A 21296-nucleotide genomic window follows, 5' to 3' on the forward strand; every position below is an offset into this window, starting at 1 on the left:
AATGAAATTTTTGGTTTTTGAAGGATTGGATGGCTCTGGGAAGAGCTCCTTGATGCGGGCCCTTGAAGGGGAACTGGCGCGTCGTGGGGTGGCTTTTCAGCGCACTCGTGAACCGGGAGGAACACCTCTTGGGGATGAAATTCGCAATATGATTCTTCGTACGGAAGGGCCTTCGCCACTTCCCCGCACTGAACTTCTTTTGTATGAAGCAAGCCGCGCTCAACACGTCGAACAAGTGATTCGTCCGGCTTTGGCCAAAGGGACGTGGGTTCTTTGTGATCGCTTCACCGCAAGTTCAGTGGCCTTTCAAGGCGGCGGTCGTGATATTTCTGAAAAAGATGTGATGTCTTTAAATGACTTCGCTACGGGTGGTTTGAAACCCGATCTAACAATTCTTTTAGATCTTTCTGTCGAAGAATCTCGCTCACGTCGTCAAGGGCGTGGGGCCGCTAACGGAGAAAGTGAAGATCGCATCGAGTCTGAAGCGGATTCCTTTCACGAAAAAGTGCGTCAGTCTTTTTTAAAGCAAGCTCGCGCTGAAGCGTCTTCATGGCTTGTGCTCAATGCGCAAGAAACTCCCGAAGTTCTTTTCCAACAACTTCTGAAGGCTTTGGCCGAAAAGAATATTTTGAAATAGGTTGTTGATGGCTCGCTTGCTCGATTTCGTCTTAGGACATCAAGATATTATCGCAAAGCTGGTGGCTTCCTTTGAACAGGGAAAGCCCGGGCAGACGTATCTTTTTGTCGGACCTGCGGGCATTGGAAAAAAGCTCACCGCCAAAGGCTTGGCACAAGCACTGGCGTGCCCCCAAAGTCCTCGCGGTTGTGGCAAATGTCCATCCTGTTTCCGTATGGCGCAAGGGACGCATGAAGGTCTTAAGATCATTGAGCCTTCCGGCGCGCAAATCAAGATGGAACAAGCTCGCGAGGTGATTGAGTTCCTCAGTCTTAAAAGTCTTTCCGGAAATCGCGTGATCATCATCGATCAAGCGCAAAATTTAAATCCGCAGGCCGCAAACTCCTTGTTAAAAACTTTGGAAGAGCCTCCTGAAGGAACCTTCTTCTTTTTGATTGCTCCGAGTGTCGCGGGCTTGATGCAAACGATTCGTTCGCGTTCCCGGATTGTGCAGTTCAAACCTTTGACTTCCGAAGATCTTCAGAAAAAAGTGAAAGCACCTGCTTGGGCTTTGCGCGCGGCTCGTGGAAGTTTTGAGAAGCTCGCGCAGTTGCAAGAGGGCCCTGAGTTAGAGCTTCGTCAAAAATCCGTTGAGATGCTGAACTTGTTTTTGACGGACGCGGATTTTCTTTTGAATGAAACTTGGCGCACGGAATTCAAAGATCGTGCGCAAGGGCAGCGTCTGATTTCTTATTGGGTCAGCTTTATGAAGGACGCGATCTATCTTCAAGAAGGTGCTAAAACTCAGATCACGAATTTGGATCAGGCTCCCATTATTAAGACCTTGGCCGAATACAACCGCGAGTTCTTATTGGCTTTAATGCAGAAGTCCCTGCAGGTAGAGCAGTCCTTTGGCGCAAACCGTGATCCTCAGTTGGTCATGGAAGAGTTCTTTATTACCCATCGTCCCTAGGGTATACTGACCCTATGGAATGGATTGATATTCACGCTCATTTAAACATGCTCGAAGAGGGCGTCGAAGCTGCAATTGCCAATGCAAAAGCTGCCGGCGTTCGTAAAATCATCACTATTGGTACCGAGCCTGGTGATCATCCCATCGTTTTGGATATCGCCCGCAAATATTATCCTGATGTGTATTGCACATTGGGAGTTCATCCCCACGACGGGAAAGTTTATACCGAAGAAGCGGGTCGCTTTATCGAAGAACATTCCAGTGAACCTTGTGTGGTGGCGATTGGGGAAATCGGTTTAGATTACTACTATGATCAGTCCCCTCGTGAACAGCAGAAAGAAGCTTTCCGTGCGCAGTTGGAAATCGCGAAACGCACGAAACTTCCGATTGAAATTCACACGCGCGATGCGGAAGAAGACACGATTGAGATCTTGAAGGAATTTAAAGGCGAAGTCACAGGACTTGTTCACTGCTTCACGGGAACAGAGTGGTTGGCAAAACAAGCTTTGGACGTGGGTTTGAATATTTCCATCAGTGGAGTTGTCACTTTCAAAAATGCCGACAGTCTTCGTGCGACGGTGAAGATGTTGCCACTGGATCGCATTCACGTTGAAACCGATGCTCCTTTCTTAGCGCCTATTCCAATGCGCGGAAAAAAGAATACGCCAGCCTACGTGGTTCACACGGCAAAATTTGTGGCGGAACTCAAAGGCATTTCAGAAGAACAGCTTTGCGAGCAAACGCGTATCAATGCTCTGAAGATGTTCCCCAAAATAAAATGGTAGTTAGTTCATTTTGTCGATGGCTTCGATGATCCAATCTGAAGCCGCGCCGACTTTCGTGGCTTGAGTTACACCCATACAGCTATACTGTCCGTTGGCGAGCTTGGGACCAAGTACGGCCGAGTTCACGCCGATAACTTTTAGCACGCCCTCTTTATGATAAAACTGCGGACCGCCGGAATCTCCTTGGCAGATAGAGGTGTCGGCACCGCTGACAGTCCAATAGCGATCGTCAGAGCGATGGTATGAAGAATCAATCGTCAAGATGCCACGATGAAGCTGACCAAGATAAGCATAGATGTCTTGGTTTTTTCTTCCCGTATAATCTTTCGAGCGTCCGTAACCATACACATAGACTTCTTCATTAGAATAATCGGTGCGTCTGTCGGTATCGAAATCCACCGGCTGAAATCCGTCGGGTATCGAGCCTTCAAAGCGAACCACGGCAATGTCATGGTCATATAATTTTTTAGTGCTGTTATAGTCGGGATGAATTTCCCAGTCGCTAGCTTTGCGAGTGGTTGGGGAGCGTTGATACATTGAATATTTTTTCGTCGTGAAAATGATGTTCACGCCGGATAGGGACGGCAGGCGCTGTTTGTCGAAACAATGCCCTGCCGTCAAGACTGTGTGCGAGCCAATCAATGTGCCCGTACAAAAACCTAAGCCTTGGCCAAAGCGATTTGTCATCTCAACAAGAATCACACTGCGCGAAGCTTCGGTTGTTCTTTCCATGATGGGCTGGCCACCAATGACGGATGTGCCTGGCGCTGATGTCAGAGCGTCGTGGGAACTGATATCAGGGGAGCAGGCGATCAGCATCGTGGATGCTGTGAATAGAATCAGTGACTTTTTCAAAATCATCTCCTTGCATGGGGGGCCAAGAAATATCTGAGGTAGAGTATGAACTCAGGTGACGAAGTGGTAAGGTGTTTAAAGACAAGTGAAACTATTCAGCCGAATTGGGATGCGTCTTTAGAGGACAAATCTACTGCCACGGCGGCAGTAAGCAAATGCGTCAAGATTTAGTCTCCACCTGGTATCTTATTTTCGATAGTTGCTGTTCGATTCTGAAAAAATCAAGGAGGGCTCAGCCCGTCAAACGTACCTATGTAAGACAGCGCGAGGCATTCTTCTTGCGTGATAATAGACGCAGGATTAACGTGATTATGTCATTTTTCAATCTAACTTAAGGAGCTAATATGGCGAGCATCACTCTTAAAGGAAACCCAGTGAAAACAACTGGAGAACTTCCGGCAAAAGGCACAACAGTAAAAGATTTCAAACTTGTGAAAAACGATCTTTCAGAAGTATCCCTGGCAAATTTCGCAGGCAAAAAGAAAGTTCTTAATATTTTTCCAAGCGTAGACACAGGCACATGTGCGGCGTCTGTTAGAAAATTCAATCAAGAAGCGGCGAAATTAAACAACACGGTTGTTTTGAATATCTCTGCCGATCTTCCATTTGCTCAGGCGCGTTTCTGTGGCGCTGAAGGCATCAAGAACTGTGAAACCGTATCGTCATTCCGCAGCGGTTTTGGTAAAGAGTGGGGATTGCAAATCGAAGATTCTCCATTGGCGGGGCTTCTTTCTAGAGCCGTCGTAGTTCTATCCGAGGACAACAAAGTTCTTCACTGCGAACAGGTATCTGAAATCGTGAATGAACCGAACTACGAAGCGGCTTTGGCAGCAGTGGTTTCTTAGGTCGGTCACCCTTTAAGCCGCTGGCGTAAAATATGGCCACGAACCATCAAGAACGAACGGGACTTGTTATTCGTGGTTCTGATAAAAATTGTATTACAAGCATGTTTGCAGGCCGACGACAAATCGGCCTTTTCTTTTTGCCTCTCATTTATCCCTCTGCTCTCTTAGGGAGCACCAGCGCCGCCACGAATTGTCTGCTGTCGAAGTTTTAAACGACCCAGGGGGTTTCTAAACAAATCTGCCTCACTTTCGGAACTTCCCGTAACGGCATGATCTTTGGAATATTCGGCTTCGGAATTTGGGCTGGCTGTAATTTCTTGGGGCAACTGGTCCGACTCTAAAAATTAGTACGTTTAAAAAAACAAGTCGGAGAACACTATGAAAGCGTTTACAAAAACGTTAATGGCGATGTCTTTGCTGACATCTCACTTAGCACAAGCCTCAGGTATTGAAGATCTTCCCGGTTTCGATGAAGAAACTACACAGACAACGGCCCCCGTGGTGACCCCGGCAGTGCCCACTCAGAATACGCAAGCATCAAATCTTCTTGCGGGTTCGGTTTCCATCAACGCGATTTCTAGAAAGTCGAATGGAACGCTTTATACAGTGGACTTGAAACAGGCGCTGTCTTTAGTGCGTATCGATTTACGAGTGACAGCTCAGAAACTGAAATTGCATCGAGTGACGTTAGTGACCGACACAGGCGCACGCGTGAATGCAAGACAATTGGAAAACTCTGCCGTTCTTGAAGCGGGGAATGTGGTTTCTTCTGAAAACTTAAATCAAAGTGATCGTATTTCTTCTATCGAAGTCGTTGCAGAATCCTATGGTGCCGAGGCCAGTATTCTTCTAACGGCGATTGCCGATAGAGATGTACCGGTATTAAGACTGCGAGCAATCACGACGCCGGTACAGCCCACGCGTCCCACGCCTCCAGCGCCACCAGTTCCGTCGACGCCGCCCGTTCACGGCAATGTCCCCTTGCGCTCAGGAATGGACGTGCTGTCGGGGCCGATGAACGACGGCAAGTACTACGCAGGTACTGTTGTTGAGGTCTATAACAATAGCCAAGTTTTAGTGCGAGATTATGACGATAGTAAAACCTATGTGCGTCCTCTTTCTTCAGTTTCTCGACGAGTTCAGTGCGACCCAACGGGAGTCATCTGCCAACGCTCGCAAGTTTTATCCGGCCCTTACAGCGGGAAGTACTATACCGGCGTGGTGCGCTCTATTTACGCCAACGGACTTTATTTCGTAACAGATGATGATGATGGGAAAAACTATACTCGCAAAATCAGTGAAATCGCGTTGCGTTCTCAATGCGCTCCCTCGAAGCATTGCGCTGGCGATAACGTCCTTTCGGGTCCTTTTAATGACGGCAAATACTATAACGGAGTCGTAGTCGCGGGTTACTCAAACGGATTGATTGCAGTTCGTGATTCTGACGACGGCAAAGTGTATTATCGCAATCCGGCGGTTGTTTTGAAATCCGTGCGCTGTGACGAAAAATCAGGTCTTTGTATAGGCAATGAAGTCCTTTCGGGACCTTACAGTAACAATAGATATTACTCAGGAGTTGTTACCGGCATCTACTCCAACGGCGTGATCTATATTCGGGACCATGATGATGGTAAGAGCTATGCCCGCAAGGCTTCTCAAGTAACAAAACGAATTCGTTGCGAGCAAAAAAAGGGACTCTGTGAAGGTGCACGCGTTGTTTCTGGTCCCTACCAGGGAGGCAAGTACTATGCGGGAACTATCGTCCGTGTCTATGCAAACGGAATTATCCAAGTGCGTGATGACGACGATGGCAAAACCTACGAGCGCAAAGCCCATGAGCTGACGGGCCTCAGAAATTAGTCAAAAATTGTTTTTCACAGGGAATTCATACATCTTTGGAAATCGCAAAAGGGCTTCGCAGAACGAAGCCTTTTGTTTTTGAAGATTGCAAATCAGAGAGGCGCCCAAAAACGGTCCCTGTCTAAATTTGAGACAGCTGTCGAAACTTTAGCTGCAATATATGACAGCTTACGTACGCAACCGCAGGCACGTTCCTTGGAAATATCCGTTCGGATTAGAAAACTAGGAGCGTTATATGAACCGTCGTCTGATTGTAACAATGCTTGCGGCATTAAGTGTGGTGCAGAACTCTGCTTATGCTCAAACTATTGATGATCTTCCGGGCTTTGATGATGTGGATATCACTCCCACAACCCCTGTCGATCAGGCTCCGGTTGTTACGACGCCTGTTGAACAAAAGCCTGTCGATACAGCGCCAGTACAAACCCAGTATGCGGGTTCGGCTTCGTTGAATTCAATTCCGCGTAAGTCAGGCGGCACACTTCACACTTTAAAACTTTCTCAAGCTTTGACTTTGCTTCGTCTTGATTTGCGAGTCACGAACAGCAAGGTGAAAGTTCATAAAACTTCTTTGGTGACTGAGCAAGGTCAAAAGATTGACGTACGCCAGCTTTCACAAACCGACGTTTTGACGACAGGATCTTTATCCTCTTCAGAAAATTTGACGGCAAACTCGCGCATCGCAGCCATTGAAATCTTGGCAGAGTCTTATTCCGCTGAAGCCGACGTAATGATCACAGCCATCGCGAGTGATGCGGTTCCAAAAATGACAGTGTCTGTAGAGCAGATAGCACAACCTGTTGAGCCGGCACGTCCTTCGACGCCTTCCGTGCCGCCTCCTCCGCCACCTCCTGGAGCGACTCGTCCCGATCCATATCGTCCACCGGTTTATGAAGACAATGTTATTCGCGTGGGCGACGAAATTCTTTATGCGCGATCTTATACGGGCGTTGTGACGGCGATTTATGGTTCTCAAGCACGTGTACGTCTGAATAGTTATGGTGAAACCCAAGTTTCCGTCAACGATTTGGCTAAAGCTTTGCGTTGCTTGAAAGGAATCTGCTCTGGAGACGAGGGCCTTTATGCTCGCAGTTACAAAGGAACTGTTATCAAAGCGTACTCTAATGCTTTGCTCGCAGTTCGTTTGAATGGCTATGGTGAGTCGGTCATCAGTATGACAGATTTCGCAAAAGCGCAACCTTGCTTAGGTACGATCTGCCAAGGCGATAGCGGTCTTTATGCGCAATCTTACCGCGCAAGTGTTGTCGGTGCTTTTGATAACGGCATGCTTGAGATCAAAATGAGCGGTTATGGAAACAGCTTCGTACAGTCTCGAGATTTTGCAAAAGCGTCTTCTTGCAACCGAGAGCGCACAATGTGTGCGGGTGCTGATATCCTGTACGCCCGCAGCTATCCCGGTCGTGCTTTAGAGTTCTATGACAACGGCATGGTGTCTTTCCAAATGGATGGGTACAGTGGATCGAGTTTCAGCCGGTCATCAGATATTGCGTATTCAGTTCGCGATAGCCGCGTGGGCAGAACATATATCTACGCCGGCTCGTATCGCGCGACGGTTATGGCGGTGTACTCAAATGGAATGGCGCGAGTGAACCTCAGTGGTTATTCCGGTTCGAGCATCGTGAACTTACATGATTTAAGATAATAAAATTAAGAGTTAACAGAAAACATATTTATAACCCGAAGGAGACTTCATGAAAAAGAAACTGGTTCTTGGTTCGTTGGTAGTCGTATCCGTAGTGCAATACGCTAGCCCCGCGTTTGCGAATAAAGAAATCATCGGCAATATCATCGGTGGTGTGATCGGTGGTGGTATTGGTACGCAAATCGGCAAAGGCAATGGAAATAAAGCGGCCATCATCATCGGCGCCATCGCTGGTACGATGATTGGTGGTAAATTGGGTCGTGACATGGACGAAGCCGACCGTCGTGCTTGTGAAGAAGCGCAACGCCGTGCTCTTCGTAACCGTTTAGGTGAGCGTGAAGATTGGGATGGTCGTCGTCACGGCGGTCGTTCAGGTGCGCGTGGCTCTTTCACAACAACGCGTGAAGGTTACAACAACCGCACGGGCGAGTATTGCCGTGAATATACATCTGTTATTTATTTGAACAACCGCACAGAAGAAACTCGCGGTGTAGCATGTTCTCGTCCTGATGGTTCGTGGTATGAAGTGCGTGAAACTGAAGTTCGCTTCGGTGGTCGCGGCGGTGGTTATGGTCCTGGCCCTGGACGCCAAGAGCCTTCCAGACCTCCTCGTCACCCTGAGGTTCCTTCACGTCCAATGCCACCACCTCCTCCATCTTCATACCAAGCTCGTTATGAAGGTTCGACTCGCATCGTGAATGTGACTCGTCGTTCGGGCGGTGAATGGGTACGTGTGACTTTAAGACAACCATTGACACTTGAGCAGGTGGAAGTTCACGCCTTGGCTGCTGGCGTAAGAATCCACGAAGCGGTTCTTTACACTGACAGAAACGACCGTATCCAGATCCGTCAGTTGACTCAAACGGGCACGATCTATTCTGGTGGAGCTGTCATTTCTGAAAGATTGAACCTGAATGACCGCGTCCAAGTGATCGATATTCGCGCCGAGTCTATGGGCGGAAGTGCTGATATCATCGTAAAAGCCATTTCGAATGAGGCTTATCCGTCACTGAGCGGTTCTCGCTACTAGTGCCAATTCGGAGCTACTAGCTTCCTCGACGCCAGTCTATGACCAAGAGTGTCTAGACTGGCTTTTTTGTCTCTAAAAGTCGATAGTGAGTGGGTTTAAAAATAAGGAGCTCACTCATGTCTAAATTGCGTGTTGGTATCAACGGTTTTGGTCGTATCGGTCGCGTTCTTTTCCGTGCAGGTTATGAACAATTTGAAGTAGTCGGAATTAACTCTTTGGATAGCATTGAAGGCAATGCGCATCTTTTGAAGTACGACTCTGCTCACGGTATTTTCCCGGGCGACGTTTCTGTTTCTGGCCATGACCTTGTGGTGAACGGCAAAAAAATCCACGTTTCTAAAACACGCAACCCCGCAGAGATTCCTTGGAAAGACTGGGGAGTAGACTTGGTTCTTGAGTGCACAGGCGCATTCAAAGACAAACCTGAGTTCATGCAACACATCACGGCGGGTGCAAAACGCGTGTTGGTTTCCGGTCCTGCAGAAAAAGGCGCGGATCTAACAATGGTTTACGGTATCAACCACGAATCTTACGATCCTTCCAAGCACCACGTAGTTTCTAATGCCTCTTGCACAACCAACTGCTTGGCTCCTTTGGCAAAAGTATTGAATGAGTCTTTCGGTATTGAGCACGGCACAATGATGACGGTTCACTCTTACACGAACGATCAAAAAATTTTGGATGCTCCTCACAAAGATCTTCGTCGTGCGCGTGCCGCAGCTGTCAGCATGATTCCGACAACAACGGGTGCTGCGAAAAACGTGGGCTTGGTATTGCCAGAATTGAAAGGTCGTATCGACGGTATTTCTATTCGTGTTCCAACTCCGAACGTTTCTTTGGTGGATTTCACATTCACTGCTAAAAAAGACGTCACAAAAGAATCTGTCAACGAAGCTTTGATTGCAGCTTCTCAAGGCGCTTTGAAAGGCATCTTGGCTGTCGAGCACAATGAGCTTGTCAGCGTAGATTTCAACGGCAACAAACATTCTTCTATCGTCGACCTTGCTTCAACAATGGTTGTAGGCCCACGCATGGTGAAAGTTCTTTCTTGGTATGACAACGAAACAGGCTTCTCAAACCGCATGGTAGACGTTGCGCACTACATGGCGAAAAAGGGTCTATAGGGCGGGGCCCACAGAGTGGAGGCGCTGCCAGCGCCGTAACTGAAGGGGCGGGGCCCACAGAGTGGAGGCGCTGCCAGCGCCGTAACTGAAGTAGTAAAGGAATTTTTTGAATGGCTAACGGTCTTAAAGGTATTAAAACAGTTCGTGATTTTGAACTTGAAGGAAAAGTTGTTTTCCTTCGCTTGGATTTGAACGTTCCAATGGAGAATGGAAAAATCACGGATGAAAATCGTATCACGGCGTCTTTGCCGACGATTCAGTATTGCATGGAAAAAGGGGCGAAGCTTGTTATGGCTTCCCACTTAGGCCGTCCAAAAACAAAAGATGACAAAGAGTTCTCTTTAGAGCCGGTAGCAAAACGTTTGCAAGAGCTTTTGAGTGCTGAAGTGATCTTGGTGGAAGATCCAGATTCAGATGCGCCAAAACATCTTTTGCAATCTTTGAAAAAGAATCAGTTGATCCTTCTTGAAAACGTGCGTTTTGAAGAAGGGGAGACGAAAGACTCTGTCGAATTCGCACAAAAAATCGCCAACTACAGTGATATCTATATCAACGATGCGTTTGGTGCTTCTCACCGTGCACACGCGACAATCCATGCTCTTCCATCCGTAATGAAAGACAAAGGCATTGGCTTCTTGATTGAAAAAGAAATCACGATGCTGGATTCATTGTTGCAAAATCCGAAGCGTCCTTACTTGGCGTTGATGGGTGGTTCTAAAGTTTCTGATAAGATCGCTGTGATCGAAAGATTGATGGACGTGGTTGACGGTTTCATCATCGGTGGAGCGATGGCTTACACATTCTTGAAAGCGCAAGGCATTTCTGTCGGTAAATCTTTGGTCGAAAACGACAAGTTGAAATACGCGAAAGAAATGATCGAGCGTATTGAAGCTCGTAATAAGACGATTCTTCTTCCGGTAGATCACGTGACAACAAAATCTTTCGGCGACACGGCGAGTGCGCGTACGACGAAAGACGTTGTGATTGCAGATGATGAGTTGGCAGTAGATATCGGTCCTAAGACAATTCAAAACTACTCAACGGCTCTTCGCGAAGCAGGAACTATTTTCTGGAATGGCCCTATGGGTGTTTTTGAAACTCCAGCTTTTGCTAAAGGAACTTTCGGTGTGGCTCAAGCCATCGCTGAAAGCAACGCGATTAAAATCGTCGGTGGCGGTGACTCGGCAGCGGCAGCGGAAGCTTCAGGTTTTGCTGACAAGATGACTCATATCTCTACAGGCGGAGGGGCTTCTCTTGAATATCTTCAAGGCGACAAGCTTCCAGGTCTTGAGATCCTAAGAGCGAAAAGATAGTTATGAATTTATTTTCTTCTCAGATCCATCTTGCACTTCCTTATTTGGGCATTTTGGTTCTGATGTATTTTGCCCTGACCGTGAACGTAATCCGCAATCGTTGGAAACACCGTGTGGGCTTAGGGGCAGGGCAAAATTCAATTATGGAACAGGTAATACGTATTCACGGAAACTTCGGTGAATACGTGCCCTTTCTGTCATTGATTCTGATTGTTCTAGAAATCAACAAAGCAACACCAGTCTTTCTTCACACTTACTGGATTCTTTTGATCCTTTCACGGGTAGCACATGCGTGGGGACTTTGGGGTTCACGTTCAGTCAGTCGCGGTCGCACTTTAGGCATGACCCTGACAGGAGTCGTGATGCTGGGTTCTTCGTTGATGTTGTTCGTTCAATTTTTTAAATAGAGGTCCGCGATGAAAAAAATCTTTGCTGCCAATTGGAAGCTTTTTAAATCTCCCAAAGAAACGCGTGAATTTTTCACGCAGTTTAAAGAATTGAGCAGCAAAGCCACGGGCGAAGTGGTGTTTTTTCCTTCAGCAATCTCTTTAGAAGCCACAAGCACAAGCTTGCAAGGAACCAACATTAAGTGGGGCGTGCAGAATGCCTACTTCCAGGCTCAAGGAGCGTTCACAGGTGAAAACTCAGCTCAAGTGGTGAAGGAATTAGGCGGGACTTACGTTCTTATCGGGCACAGTGAGCGTCGTAAGATCTTTGGCGAAAGCGATGCCTTGATTGCTGATAAAGTCGCTTTCACGCAAAGCCTAGGACTGATTCCAATGCTTTGTATTGGTGAAACTTTGGAGGAGCGTGAGGCTAAGCACACCTTCCGTGTCTGTGAAACGCAATTGCTTCAAGGCTTATCGAAAGCCGACAAATCAAAACCGGTGGTGATTGCTTATGAACCTGTTTGGGCGATTGGTACAGGCAAAGTGGCAACACCTGAACAAGTGGCGGAAACACACACCGACGTTTTCAGCATTTTGCAAAAGTTAGGATTTGAACAAAGCCCGATTCTTTATGGTGGCAGCGTGAAGCCTGACAATGCCGCAGGCTTGATTAAGCAACCTCATGTGAATGGATTCTTAGTTGGTGGAGCTTCGCTAGAGGCGAAGTCCTTCATCGATATCGCAACGGTTTAAAATCAACCGTTGCCTTCGTCGTCTTCACGAGACGCGTTCTTCAAAGATTCTTCCAATTCCTTGGCATCTTTTTTAGGTAGGGATTTAAGGGCTTTTTCGAAAGCCTTTTTTTCTTTCTTATACAGCGGCAGTAATATCTCGGACGCCGCCTCTGAGGGGTCGTGCTCGAAAGTCAGAACAGACACACGAACAAGTTCCTTAAGGACGTCTGAAGAAACTTTTTCTTTTGAAGCTACGGCCGTATCAACTGTTTGCTCCACAGCTTTTAACATTTCTTGAGTCTTTTCACCCACAGCTGTTTCATCTTTAGCCGCTTCAAAGTCTTTTGCTGAATAGGATTGAAGTTTCTTTAAAGAATCTTCAAGTGTGGAAGCATGAACGGTTAAGCAGAGCAGGGAAGAAAGCAGAATAGCTACTAGAGTCCTCATTTGCTCTCCTTAATCATCACACCGATCAATTCACGGTTGTGAAGAGGCTGACTTGTCGAACGATAGAAGTCACTCACGTAACCACCATTTCGGCCCCAGTCTGTTTTAATTTCGGCATGTCCCGCGTGATTGCGATCACGAGTGTTTCGGTAGACCAGGATCGCACCCTTTGGCGCATCGGCAGGGCTCTTGATTAAGTTTTTAAAGCGAGAATCTTCCAGCATGTTCGTGAATCCACGACGTTTCAGATCTCCGACCGCATAACGAGCTTTCGATCCCGGAAGATAGTCTCCCACCAAGTCGCCGCCTAAAAGGGCGCGCTTCACATAGCGGTAGCAAAGCTTTTTCGAACGACGCTCTTTATTGCGCATGCCGTACTTAATAGAAGCTTCTACTTCTTTGCTTGTAGAGTATCTAGCTACTGACGGATAGTTGCTCCATTTAGAGTCTGGCACTTCGGGTTTCGTCGAGACTTTAGCTTTACCGACTTTATTCAAATCTTCGCGATTTTTTTCAGCCGGTGTTTTTTGTTGCGAAGTGCAAGTCGCACAGAAATCGCCTTCGGTTTTTTGGGGATCCGTGTTCTTTGCTAAATTAGGATCTTCTGCCTTTTCAGGTTTCTGTTCACGTAAGACTTCTTCTTTAGTCGGAAGATGTGGAACCGCTTGCGTTCCCTCAATAGGAAGACCGGCGCCATCTTTGATCGCGCGTGAAGTTAACGCCAACTCAGGGTCTTGCACTTCAGATCCTTGACGGTCTTTAAACGTCAACCATGGATCTTTTTGCGAGAAATAAACCCACGTCTCGTCGCCGACTTTAGGAACATTTTTACCGCCGTTACCGCCGACCTTTGTAACCTTAACTTTGATACCATAAGAGCCCGTGCGGCTCAGCTTGCGAGTTTCAACAACAGTTCCTTCCGTTCCTTCAGGAACTAAGAATTGAACGTTGCGGGCTTTTTTTCGGAAATCCACAGAGGAGCGGCCATAAAGATCACCTGTTAAGACAAGCTCTTGCAGCTCTTCAGGTCTAAACGCGAACGAAGACGACGCGAAAAGCGTGAACGACAATAGAATGTGCAACAATCGTTTAGATAATCTCAAATTGACTCCTAAAACTCTTTTCGGTGAACAGACGATCAACGAAAGGCTAGGAGGCGGTAAACTGGACTTAAGGGAAATAAAAAAGGCCTCTTGCGAGGCCTTTTGGAATCAAAAAAAGGAAAATGCCAGATTAGAACAAAGCATTTTTCGGAGTGCGCGGGAACGGAATCACGTCACGAATGTTCCCCATGCCCGTGAGGTACATCATCATGCGCTCAAAGCCCAAGCCGAAGCCGGCGTGCGGGAAGCTTCCGTAGCGGCGTAGATCCGTATAGAAAGAATATTCTTCCGGATGCAAACCCACCTGTTTCATGCGCTGTTCAAGAAGCTCTAAGTTGTCTTCACGTTGAGATCCACCAATAATTTCACCAATACCGGGTGCCAATAAATCCATCGCGCGAACAGTTTTACCGTCGGCATTCAGCTTCATGTAAAAAGCTTTGATGTCTTTTGGATAGTCCGTCACGAAAACAGGTTTTTTGAAGTGTTCTTCAGCCAAATATCTTTCGTGTTCAGACTGCATGTCGATACCCCATTGAACAGGGAACTCGAATTTTTTTCCTGACTTCTGTAAAATCTCAATCGCTTCCGTGTAAGTCACGCGACCAAAATCATTGTTCAGAACGTTGTTCAACTTATCGAACAAACCTTTTTCAACAAATTGGTTGAAGAACTCCATCTCTTCCGGACATTGCTCCATCACGTAGCGGATGATGTATTTGATCATCGCTTCACCCAATTCCATATCCGCACTTAAATCGGCAAATGCAATTTCAGGTTCAATCATCCAGAATTCAGCAGCATGACGAGATGTATTTGAATTTTCCGCACGGAAAGTTGGACCGAAAGTGTAGATGTTACGGAAAGCCGCACAGAAAGTTTCACCATTCAGCTGACCGCTGACTGTCAGGTTCGTCTCTTTACCAAAGAAGTCTTGGCTCGCATCAATCGTGCCGTCTTCTTTTCTTGGAGGTTTATCCAATTTCAAAGTCGTTACACGGAACATTTCACCCGCACCTTCAGCATCAGAGCCTGTGATGATCGGAGTATGAACATAGACGAAACCTTGTTCGTTAAAGAACTTGTGAATCGCGTACGCCAATACCGAACGGACACGGAACACCGCAGAGAATGTGTTTGTGCGCGCGCGAAGATGTGCGATCTCGCGCAAGAATTCAAAGCTGTGACGTTTGTTTTGCAAAGGATAATCGAGGTCGGCTTTTTGTACGACTTCCACTTTGCTGGCCATCACTTCAAAAGTTTGACCCGCGCCTTGAGATTTTACGACTTTACCCGTGACCAAGATCGAAGAAGAGATAGAAAGTTTGGCAACGTCGTCAAAGTTAGACAGATTTGTATCAAAAACGACCTGAACACCTTTAAAGAAGGTGCCATCATTAAGCTCGATAAATCCAAAGTTCTTCTGGTCGCGAATTTTGCGAACCCATCCCGTCAGATGGACTTCTTTATCAATGTATTTTTCAGTGTCTCTAAATAGCGATTTTACGAGAGTCGTTTCCATGGATGCCCTTTCACAGTGTTTCATAAAATACCGTTCTTTCGGGGGCTTGTCTAACGCCTCTTCATGCTTCGCGAGGTCTTCTTCGGGTTTCTGCGAAAGGGACTCTTATTGTCATGACGCGAAAAGTTAATTTACAGAAATGTGACGTAATTTCAATAGCTTAAATTGAGACCTCATATTGCTATGCAGAATGGGCAAACGTATCCTTAAGACAGGATCTATCAAGGAGTTGTACGTTGGCGCAGAGAATCCATTATCGACTTTGTCATTGTTGTGGCGGGGTGAACTCCGCCGAAGACGAACTTGTGACGACCTGTGAGTCATGCGGAAAGCATCTTGCACCGTTTTACTTTTTCGACGAGAGTAGGGCCATGGGCCTTAACCAGTCGAATTTTTACTCCAGTGTGCGTGGAGATGGTGAATCCATTCTGCCACACAAAGAGTATCCACCGATCTGGGGGTTAACGGCATATTGGGAGTCGTAGTTCACAATGAAAGTCACTTTTGCAGATATTCAAAAAGCGCGCGAACTGATTAAAGATGTTATTTGTTCTACTGAACTCAGTCATTCCGTGAGCGCCAGCAAATTGCTGAACTCAGAAGTGTACTTCAAATTCGAGAACACCCAACGCACGGGAAGTTTCAAATTCCGGGGCGCCTATAATAAGATTTCAAATCTAACGGCGGACGAAAAAGCCCGCGGTGTTGTCGCTAGCTCTGCCGGCAATCACGCGCAAGGCGTGGCTTACTCTGCGACATTGGCGGGAGTGAAGGCCACTATCGTCATGCCGGAAAACGCATCGATCAGCAAAGCCTCGGCGACACGCGCTTACGGGGCCAATGTTGTTCTTAAAGGCGAAATCTATGACGAAGCCTTCGAGCATGCGCAAAAGCTTGAAAAAGAGAATGGCTACACGTTCGTACATCCTTACCAAGACCCCTTCGTGATTGCGGGCCAAGGAACAATTGGTATTGAAATCCTAGAGCGGATTCCTGACTTAGACACCATCATTGTTCCTATCGGCGGTGGTGGTTTGATCAGCGGTATTTCTTTGGCGGTTAAATCCATCAATCCAAAAATCCGCGTTATTGGTGTGCAGAGCGATCGTTCGCCGGGCATGGCAAACATGTTCAGAAAAGAGCCACCATTGTCTCCGCAAAAAAGAGCGGCGACTATCGCGGATGGTATTGCGATTAAAAACCCTTCTCAGGTCATGTACGACAACTTCATCTCCAAATACGTTGATGAAGTCGTTACTGTGAGCGATGACGAAATTGCCGAAGCTATCGTGTTTCTGATGGAGCGTGCGAAGACTGTGGCCGAAGGTTCTGGCGCAGCGGCTATGGCAGCGGCGATGTCGCGTTCTTTGAATTTAGGTAAGAAATGTTGTGTGATTATCAGTGGTGGAAATATTGATTTGAATATCGTTTCCAAAATCATCGACCGCGGGCAAATCCTGCGCGGGCGTCTTTGTGAATTGTCGGTGATCGTCGATGACTTGCCAGGCAATTTAAGTCGTCTGACTCAAGCTATTGCCGCGCAAAAGGCCAACATCTTAGAAGTGCGCCACGACCGTGTTTCTCAAGGTCTTTCACTGCGTGAAACGCGCATCGATTTCGTTTTAGAGACTTCGAGCATTGAACATGTCGAGAAGATCAAACGAGCTCTTGAGGACACGGGGGCTAAAATCATCAAGGGCTCCTAAAGAGATCTTGGATTTTTCCCAGTCTTCCACATGATATTTATCTAAAATTCGTTGTAGTTCTCCACTGCGACGAAGTTCTTCCACTCCGCGGTTTAAAATCGCGGCGTATTCGCGCGATCGCGGATGATTGGGAGAAAAACCTATGTACAAATAGGGATCTTGCGACGCCACCCAACCAGCAACTTTCAAACTCTCTGCAGCAACGCCAAATTTTTTAAGAGCTTGGTGCAAAGCCACTGGATTTTCGATGAAGGCGTCCAGACGGTTTGTTTGAATCATACGGATCATTTGCTCTAAAGGTTTTTCACCTGAAAAGGGGATGAAAGACTTATGACGATTGCGAATCATCTGATCAATGCTATCTCCATAAGTGTAACCATTGATCACGCCGATGCGCATGTTCTGTAAAGAGTTGCGACCTGTGAACTTCCACTGTGAATCTTTTTTTGTGAAGTAGGCATTTTTCATAATGCCCATTGTGTTATGGGTAAAAATAAAATCCGGGGCATCCATGCGGCTTGCACCGACAAGAACTTGAGCTTTATTGGCACGTACGTCTTTCACCGCGCGCACCCAATTAGTTAAACGCATGTCCACCGTGTGACCTTTTTTTTCAAAGATCTGTTGAGCAATTTCAACCATGTAGCCAGGTTTTTCAGAACGAGAATCGCAAACGTAAGGGCACCAATAGTCTGAGCGCATAGAAATCACGTCAGCAAATGACAAAGACTTAAATAGCAAGATTGTCGTGATGATAAAAAACTTAGCAATCGTGATGTTCATAAGGGTCCCCCTCCTTACTTACTCTTCAGCAATACTTTGCCTATTCGCAAGTTGCATCAGGAAAAGGGGAGCCTTTCGGAATTGTAACCTATATTACTAGAACTGGATTTTGCGTTCGAAATGGCAAGTGTAGCCAGCGGGGTTCTTTTCGAGGTAATCCTGATGATATTCCTCAGCTTTCCAGAACTCACCGGCCTTCACGATTTGGGTTGCCAAAGATTGTCCCCAAGCTGCAGATTTTTCCACGCGGACTTTGATGCGCTCGGCATCTTCCCGCTGCGTCTCTGAAGTATAAAAAATTGCACTACGATATTGGGTTCCAATATCGTTGCCTTGACGATTCACCGTGGTTGGGTCGTGAATTTTAAAGAAGAACAGAAGAAGATCTTCGTACTTTAATTTTTTTGGATCAAAAACGACTTTAACCGTTTCTGCGTGGTTTGTCGTGCCGGTTTTCACAATATTATAAGTGGCGTTTTTAGTATCGCCACCCATATATCCCACTTCCGTTTCTACAACTCCAGGAAGTTTGCGAATCAAATCTTCCATGCCCCAGAAACAGCCGCCTGCAAGATAGGAAATTTCAGTTGTTGCCATAGGAGTGCCTTTCTTCTGCGTTTTCGCTAAAGATGTACTAAGACCTAAGAATAATAAAAATGCTATTAAGTATTTCATTCTTCTATCTTAGCACTTAACACAAGGGGCTTACTAGCCCCTGTAAATTGACACTATTCTTTTCCGAAACCGCCGCCAGAACCAGAACATAATGTGAGGACGTCTCCGGCCTGGAACTTTTGCTGTCCCAATACGGGAAGTGCTGTGTGTTCTCCGGCGCGTTCCAAAGACATTTCGCTGGCATCGCCGTGACTGCAATTCTTAGGGATGCGCGGGCGGTGCAACGTGAGATCCGTCAGCCAAGCGGCTTCAACTTCATCACGCACTTCCAACTTAACGATTATGCCACGCCCGCCGTTGTGTTTTCCTTTTCCGCCGGCAGAGTGACGTGAGTCCACGCGCTGAACTTTCACTGGAAAATCGCGTTCCATTTGTTCAATTGAAAATGGTTTTATGAGTGCAGCTTCACCTTCTTGATCAGAACGAGCTCCTTTACCTCCGGGCAAAGTCAAAAGCGCGTGCTGTTCTTTGTGCTGAAGATCGAAGTGCAGAGGACAATGACTAGATAAAGCCTTTTCATTTTTATGATGGATCTGAGACAGCGTTAGTTCCATCGCTGTTTTTATCGCCGCTACACCACAAGTCATACCTTTGTATGTCGGTGCCGGGTATTTTCCCACAAGCCAGCAACCTGTAGGCTTCGTGATTTGCAAAATTGAAAACGATCCGCTATTGGCAAATTGATCAAAGCCATAGAAACGGCTTAAAGCGTGGAAGCAAGCTCCATAAGTCGCTGACTCCGTTAACGACACGGTTTTTGCCGCTGTTGTGCCGCTGAAATCCAACGAGATTTTTCCATCGTGGATTTCCATATTCATACGCAATAGCTCACCGCTGTCTAAAACGATATCGACACGGGCTTCCCCAGACGCTCGTTCGCTGATTCTTTGAACTGCGGCATGTTTGGAAAGCTCTAAATATTCTTCGATCAACTCGCCAGTGATCGTGAAGCCCGTCAGCTCAATGGCTTCATGTAATTTTTTAGCTTTTACCGTCAAAGTTTTAATTTGTTCTTTAATCCATTCGACAAACTGAGGCGGGCAGGCGGGATGCGCTTGCATCGCCGACAGAATCATTTCATTGATCTGATTTTTTTGGCGAAGGGGAGTTGGCGGAATACGCAATCCTTCTTCCTCAACCGATTTCGTGATGCGCACAGATTTATTGATGGACTGACGAGTCACCCACAAGAGGTCCTCAGACACAGCCATCACAAAAGTCATATCGCAAAGAACACTGCCGCCACTATAAGGGTCATTCAGAAGAGCAATGTCGCCTTCTTCCAATTTGAGGTATTTGCTGGCCGTGTTCGCGGCCGTCGTCAAAGTTCCATAAGTGACAGGATCTTGACCTTTGACTGCCAAAACATCGCCTTCAATAGTCAAAAGTGCCGCTTCACCTTGCAAGAAGTCGTTTAAAAGAGAGTGAAGAAGTTCAATTTGATAACTCATAATGACTCCTGCAAGGCTTTGTGACCGCAAAGAGCTGTTGCGTAGGACTCGCTGAACTCTTCTGTTTCAATCAACGTGTGAGAATCTTTTTTGAATGCATTTGCAAACACTGTTGCCAAAGGCCCGGTCACAACCAATTTTTCGCTTTGGCGGTTCAAGTAGGCTTCCATCGCAAGTCTTTGCAAGGTCAGACTTTGCATTTCTTTTGTCAGATGTGAAATATCGCTGTCGCGTGTTTGGCTGATTTTAGAAAGAGCGAAGAAAGAATTTTTAAAGCGCTGAATGCCTTGCGGGGAAAAGCGATCTTCCAATCCTGGAAGCTTCGTTAGCTTCGCATTTTCAGCCCATAAGTCTAAAAGCGCAGGTTTTTGCCCGCGCCCCAAGAACATCGGACCAGGCTCCCAGCCTTCTTGAGTTTTACTAAAATCAAATCGACCAAAGGTGTTTAAAGCGATGCCCAAGGTCGGCTGCACGCCCAGCTCAATGGTTTTTAAGTGAGGCACTTCGACGGCGCCCCAAGGGCTTTCCCAAGAAGAACTCCAGGAAGAACCTGAAATCAGCAAGAAGCTTTCAAGACCCAAGTACAAGACATCGGCTTTTTTTAAAGCGCCAAAGTAATGACCTAAAGCCGTCCCTGCAGAAAATAAACTGTTCACATTTTGCGAAGAATCTTCCTGGAACAGCTTCCCGGAAGAATTCAGGAAGTAAATTTCTTCTTTTGATAGAACGCCCTCTAATGCGGCGACGATTTCTGCTTTGCGATCAGTAAAGACGCTGGAGATCGTCGCATTCAGCGCGTTTTTGTTCCAACGACTGACCTCATGAGGGTTGTCATTATTTTCGGGAGTGAAGACTTCCAAACCTTTTTCTTGCAGATAGTTTTTGGCCACCTGAAGATTCGCGGGATGAGTGGCTGAGTGTAAGAAGTGCAAGCACACTTTCTTACAGTCCATCATCTGCAGTTTTGCAACAACGGGTTCAAGGTCATTTATATCTAACGGAATTTCAACGGTGCCATTGGCCAGAACACGCTCTTTCACAGAGAACAGCAAATCTTTGCTTGTCAGGGTCTGTTCGGGCGATTTCGCGCAAAGGTGCAACCAGTGTTCGAATCCTTCGGTCGTGATATGTGCCACCGCTCCACTGAGCTCGTAGCTCAAAAGTTTTTTTGGCAGGCGCAAGCTCACAAAAGCTTGAGTGGGTTTTTGTCCGGCGTTGTCGTTAACGAATTGGGACAGGCTTTGTTTAAGACTTTCGCGCGCAAGATAAACTCTTTTTTGCGCTACTGGTTTTGTATCTGACAGAAGCGAGTACTCAGCGAAGGACTCACCAACGCTCACCCCTAACAAGAAACGGTTTTGCATTTTTAAACGCTCTCTATTGAAAATACTCTGGAATATGTTAAAGCTAGACGCACAGGTA

At 46.7% G+C, this 21296-nt stretch carries 20 protein-coding genes; 12 read left to right on the forward strand and 8 right to left on the reverse strand.

The genetic code is table 11. From position 1 onward, the window contains the following. Position 1 precedes the first annotated feature (1 nt). The 3 genes from tmk to ACLWBD_RS04450 are packed head-to-tail and all read left to right on the forward strand — an operon-like array spanning position 2 to position 2374. Positions 2-637, forward strand: a complete 636-nt coding sequence (tmk, locus tag ACLWBD_RS04440) for a dTMP kinase (protein WP_063208854.1) — start codon at positions 2-4, stop codon at positions 635-637. A 7-nt stretch (positions 638-644) separates the two neighbouring features. After that, entirely contained in the window at positions 645-1589 is a 945-nt protein-coding gene (locus tag ACLWBD_RS04445) for an ATP-binding protein (protein WP_063209581.1), read from the forward strand. Between the two features lie 14 nt (positions 1590-1603). Beyond that, positions 1604-2374, forward strand: a complete 771-nt coding sequence (locus ACLWBD_RS04450; protein ID WP_063208856.1) for a TatD family hydrolase — start codon at positions 1604-1606, stop codon at positions 2372-2374. On the opposite strand, the gene ACLWBD_RS04455 is transcribed toward ACLWBD_RS04450, so the two are convergent. After that, positions 2375-3229 carry a S1 family peptidase gene (locus ACLWBD_RS04455; protein ID WP_063208858.1) on the reverse strand — a complete coding sequence of 285 codons (855 nt, stop codon included), beginning with the start codon at positions 3227-3229 and terminating at the stop codon, positions 2375-2377. It abuts the gene before it with no gap. A gap of 344 nt (positions 3230-3573) precedes the next feature. On the opposite strand from ACLWBD_RS04455, the gene tpx reads away from it, so the two are divergent. The 8 genes from tpx to tpiA all read left to right on the forward strand — a co-directional run bounded on the left by tpx (position 3574) and on the right by tpiA (position 12206). Then, entirely contained in the window at positions 3574-4074 is a 501-nt protein-coding gene (tpx, locus tag ACLWBD_RS04460) for a thiol peroxidase (protein ID WP_063208860.1), read from the forward strand. A 378-nt stretch (positions 4075-4452) separates the two neighbouring features. Beyond that, positions 4453-5934, forward strand: coding sequence for a beta-sandwich domain-containing protein (locus tag ACLWBD_RS04465; RefSeq protein ID WP_413569700.1), 1482 nt, complete (start codon positions 4453-4455; stop codon positions 5932-5934). Positions 5935-6169: 235 nt separating this feature from the next. Further along, positions 6170-7597, forward strand: a complete 1428-nt coding sequence (locus ACLWBD_RS04470; RefSeq protein WP_063208864.1) for a beta-sandwich domain-containing protein — start codon at positions 6170-6172, stop codon at positions 7595-7597. 49 nt (positions 7598-7646) lie between these two features. After that, positions 7647-8627 (forward strand): beta-sandwich domain-containing protein, encoded by a 981-nt coding sequence (locus tag ACLWBD_RS04475; RefSeq protein ID WP_063208866.1) that lies wholly within the window; start codon positions 7647-7649, stop codon positions 8625-8627. A 116-nt stretch (positions 8628-8743) separates the two neighbouring features. Next, the gene (gene gap / locus ACLWBD_RS04480) at positions 8744-9751 is read left to right on the forward strand and encodes a type I glyceraldehyde-3-phosphate dehydrogenase (RefSeq protein WP_063208868.1); all 1008 of its coding nucleotides are present in this window, start codon (positions 8744-8746) and stop codon (positions 9749-9751) included. 110 nt (positions 9752-9861) lie between these two features. Beyond that, the gene (locus ACLWBD_RS04485) at positions 9862-11064 is read left to right on the forward strand and encodes a phosphoglycerate kinase (protein ID WP_063208870.1); all 1203 of its coding nucleotides are present in this window, start codon (positions 9862-9864) and stop codon (positions 11062-11064) included. Between the two features lie 2 nt (positions 11065-11066). Then, positions 11067-11471 (forward strand): MAPEG family protein, encoded by a 405-nt coding sequence (locus tag ACLWBD_RS04490; protein ID WP_413569702.1) that lies wholly within the window; start codon positions 11067-11069, stop codon positions 11469-11471. A gap of 9 nt (positions 11472-11480) precedes the next feature. Beyond that, on the forward strand, positions 11481-12206 hold the full coding sequence (tpiA, locus tag ACLWBD_RS04495; protein ID WP_413569704.1) for a triose-phosphate isomerase: 726 nt from the start codon (positions 11481-11483) through the stop codon (positions 12204-12206). Between the two features lie 2 nt (positions 12207-12208). Here tpiA and ACLWBD_RS04500 read toward each other — a convergent pair whose 3' ends face one another. The 3 genes from ACLWBD_RS04500 to asnS all read right to left on the reverse strand — a co-directional run bounded on the left by ACLWBD_RS04500 (position 12209) and on the right by asnS (position 15259). Further along, positions 12209-12634 carry a hypothetical protein gene (locus ACLWBD_RS04500; protein WP_413569706.1) on the reverse strand — a complete coding sequence of 142 codons (426 nt, stop codon included), beginning with the start codon at positions 12632-12634 and terminating at the stop codon, positions 12209-12211. Further along, the gene (locus tag ACLWBD_RS04505; protein WP_413569708.1) at positions 12631-13737 is read right to left on the reverse strand and encodes a hypothetical protein; all 1107 of its coding nucleotides are present in this window, start codon (positions 13735-13737) and stop codon (positions 12631-12633) included. Before ACLWBD_RS04505 ends, ACLWBD_RS04500 begins: the two co-directional genes overlap by 4 nt. A gap of 130 nt (positions 13738-13867) precedes the next feature. Then, positions 13868-15259: an asparagine--tRNA ligase gene (gene asnS / locus ACLWBD_RS04510; RefSeq protein ID WP_413569710.1), complete on the reverse strand. Its 1392-nt coding sequence runs from the start codon at positions 15257-15259 to the stop codon at positions 13868-13870. A gap of 491 nt (positions 15260-15750) precedes the next feature. Here asnS and ilvA point away from each other — a divergent pair, with 491 nt between their 5' ends. After that, positions 15751-16965 carry a threonine ammonia-lyase gene (gene ilvA / locus ACLWBD_RS04515; protein WP_063208882.1) on the forward strand — a complete coding sequence of 405 codons (1215 nt, stop codon included), beginning with the start codon at positions 15751-15753 and terminating at the stop codon, positions 16963-16965. On the opposite strand, the gene ACLWBD_RS04520 is transcribed toward ilvA, so the two are convergent. The 4 genes from ACLWBD_RS04520 to ACLWBD_RS04535 all read right to left on the reverse strand — a co-directional run bounded on the left by ACLWBD_RS04520 (position 16882) and on the right by ACLWBD_RS04535 (position 21238). After that, a complete protein-coding gene (locus ACLWBD_RS04520) occupies positions 16882-17748 on the reverse strand; it encodes a substrate-binding periplasmic protein (RefSeq protein WP_413569712.1) in 867 nt (288 codons plus the stop codon). The genes ilvA and ACLWBD_RS04520 overlap by 84 nt on opposite strands. Before the next feature lie 96 nt (positions 17749-17844). Then, positions 17845-18423, reverse strand: coding sequence for a peptide-methionine (S)-S-oxide reductase MsrA (gene msrA / locus ACLWBD_RS04525; RefSeq protein WP_413569714.1), 579 nt, complete (start codon positions 18421-18423; stop codon positions 17845-17847). A gap of 53 nt (positions 18424-18476) precedes the next feature. Further along, positions 18477-19874 (reverse strand): hydantoinase B/oxoprolinase family protein, encoded by a 1398-nt coding sequence (locus ACLWBD_RS04530; protein WP_063208886.1) that lies wholly within the window; start codon positions 19872-19874, stop codon positions 18477-18479. After that, positions 19871-21238, reverse strand: coding sequence for a hydantoinase/oxoprolinase N-terminal domain-containing protein (locus tag ACLWBD_RS04535; protein WP_063208888.1), 1368 nt, complete (start codon positions 21236-21238; stop codon positions 19871-19873). The genes ACLWBD_RS04530 and ACLWBD_RS04535 overlap by 4 nt, the downstream gene beginning before the upstream one ends. Between the last annotated feature and the right edge of the window lie 58 nt (positions 21239-21296).

The organism is Bdellovibrio sp. HCB117 (genome assembly GCF_047305915.1).
Lineage (GTDB): Bacteria > Bdellovibrionota > Bdellovibrionia > Bdellovibrionales > Bdellovibrionaceae > Bdellovibrio > Bdellovibrio bacteriovorus_B.

What these genes read in the sequence shown, in the direction of transcription:
- ACLWBD_RS04475 (WP_063208866.1), top strand. Translation starts at nt 7,647, where the DNA reads ATGAAAAAGAAACTGGTTCTTGGTTCGTTGGTAGTCGTATCCGTAGTG.
- gap (WP_063208868.1), top strand. Translation starts at nt 8,744, where the DNA reads ATGTCTAAATTGCGTGTTGGTATCAACGGTTTTGGTCGTATCGGTCGC.
- asnS (WP_413569710.1), bottom strand. Translation starts at nt 15,259, where the DNA reads ATGGAAACGACTCTCGTAAAATCGCTATTTAGAGACACTGAAAAATAC.
- tpx (WP_063208860.1), top strand. Translation starts at nt 3,574, where the DNA reads ATGGCGAGCATCACTCTTAAAGGAAACCCAGTGAAAACAACTGGAGAA.
- ACLWBD_RS04450 (WP_063208856.1), top strand. Translation starts at nt 1,604, where the DNA reads ATGGAATGGATTGATATTCACGCTCATTTAAACATGCTCGAAGAGGGC.
- ACLWBD_RS04485 (WP_063208870.1), top strand. Translation starts at nt 9,862, where the DNA reads ATGGCTAACGGTCTTAAAGGTATTAAAACAGTTCGTGATTTTGAACTT.
- ACLWBD_RS04465 (WP_413569700.1), top strand. Translation starts at nt 4,453, where the DNA reads ATGAAAGCGTTTACAAAAACGTTAATGGCGATGTCTTTGCTGACATCT.
- tpiA (WP_413569704.1), top strand. Translation starts at nt 11,481, where the DNA reads ATGAAAAAAATCTTTGCTGCCAATTGGAAGCTTTTTAAATCTCCCAAA.
- ACLWBD_RS04490 (WP_413569702.1), top strand. Translation starts at nt 11,067, where the DNA reads ATGAATTTATTTTCTTCTCAGATCCATCTTGCACTTCCTTATTTGGGC.
- ACLWBD_RS04535 (WP_063208888.1), bottom strand. Translation starts at nt 21,238, where the DNA reads ATGCAAAACCGTTTCTTGTTAGGGGTGAGCGTTGGTGAGTCCTTCGCT.
- ACLWBD_RS04520 (WP_413569712.1), bottom strand. Translation starts at nt 17,748, where the DNA reads ATGAACATCACGATTGCTAAGTTTTTTATCATCACGACAATCTTGCTA.
- tmk (WP_063208854.1), top strand. Translation starts at nt 2, where the DNA reads ATGAAATTTTTGGTTTTTGAAGGATTGGATGGCTCTGGGAAGAGCTCC.
- ilvA (WP_063208882.1), top strand. Translation starts at nt 15,751, where the DNA reads ATGAAAGTCACTTTTGCAGATATTCAAAAAGCGCGCGAACTGATTAAA.
- ACLWBD_RS04500 (WP_413569706.1), bottom strand. Translation starts at nt 12,634, where the DNA reads ATGAGGACTCTAGTAGCTATTCTGCTTTCTTCCCTGCTCTGCTTAACC.
- ACLWBD_RS04470 (WP_063208864.1), top strand. Translation starts at nt 6,170, where the DNA reads ATGAACCGTCGTCTGATTGTAACAATGCTTGCGGCATTAAGTGTGGTG.
- ACLWBD_RS04530 (WP_063208886.1), bottom strand. Translation starts at nt 19,874, where the DNA reads ATGAGTTATCAAATTGAACTTCTTCACTCTCTTTTAAACGACTTCTTG.
- ACLWBD_RS04445 (WP_063209581.1), top strand. Translation starts at nt 645, where the DNA reads ATGGCTCGCTTGCTCGATTTCGTCTTAGGACATCAAGATATTATCGCA.
- msrA (WP_413569714.1), bottom strand. Translation starts at nt 18,423, where the DNA reads ATGAAATACTTAATAGCATTTTTATTATTCTTAGGTCTTAGTACATCT.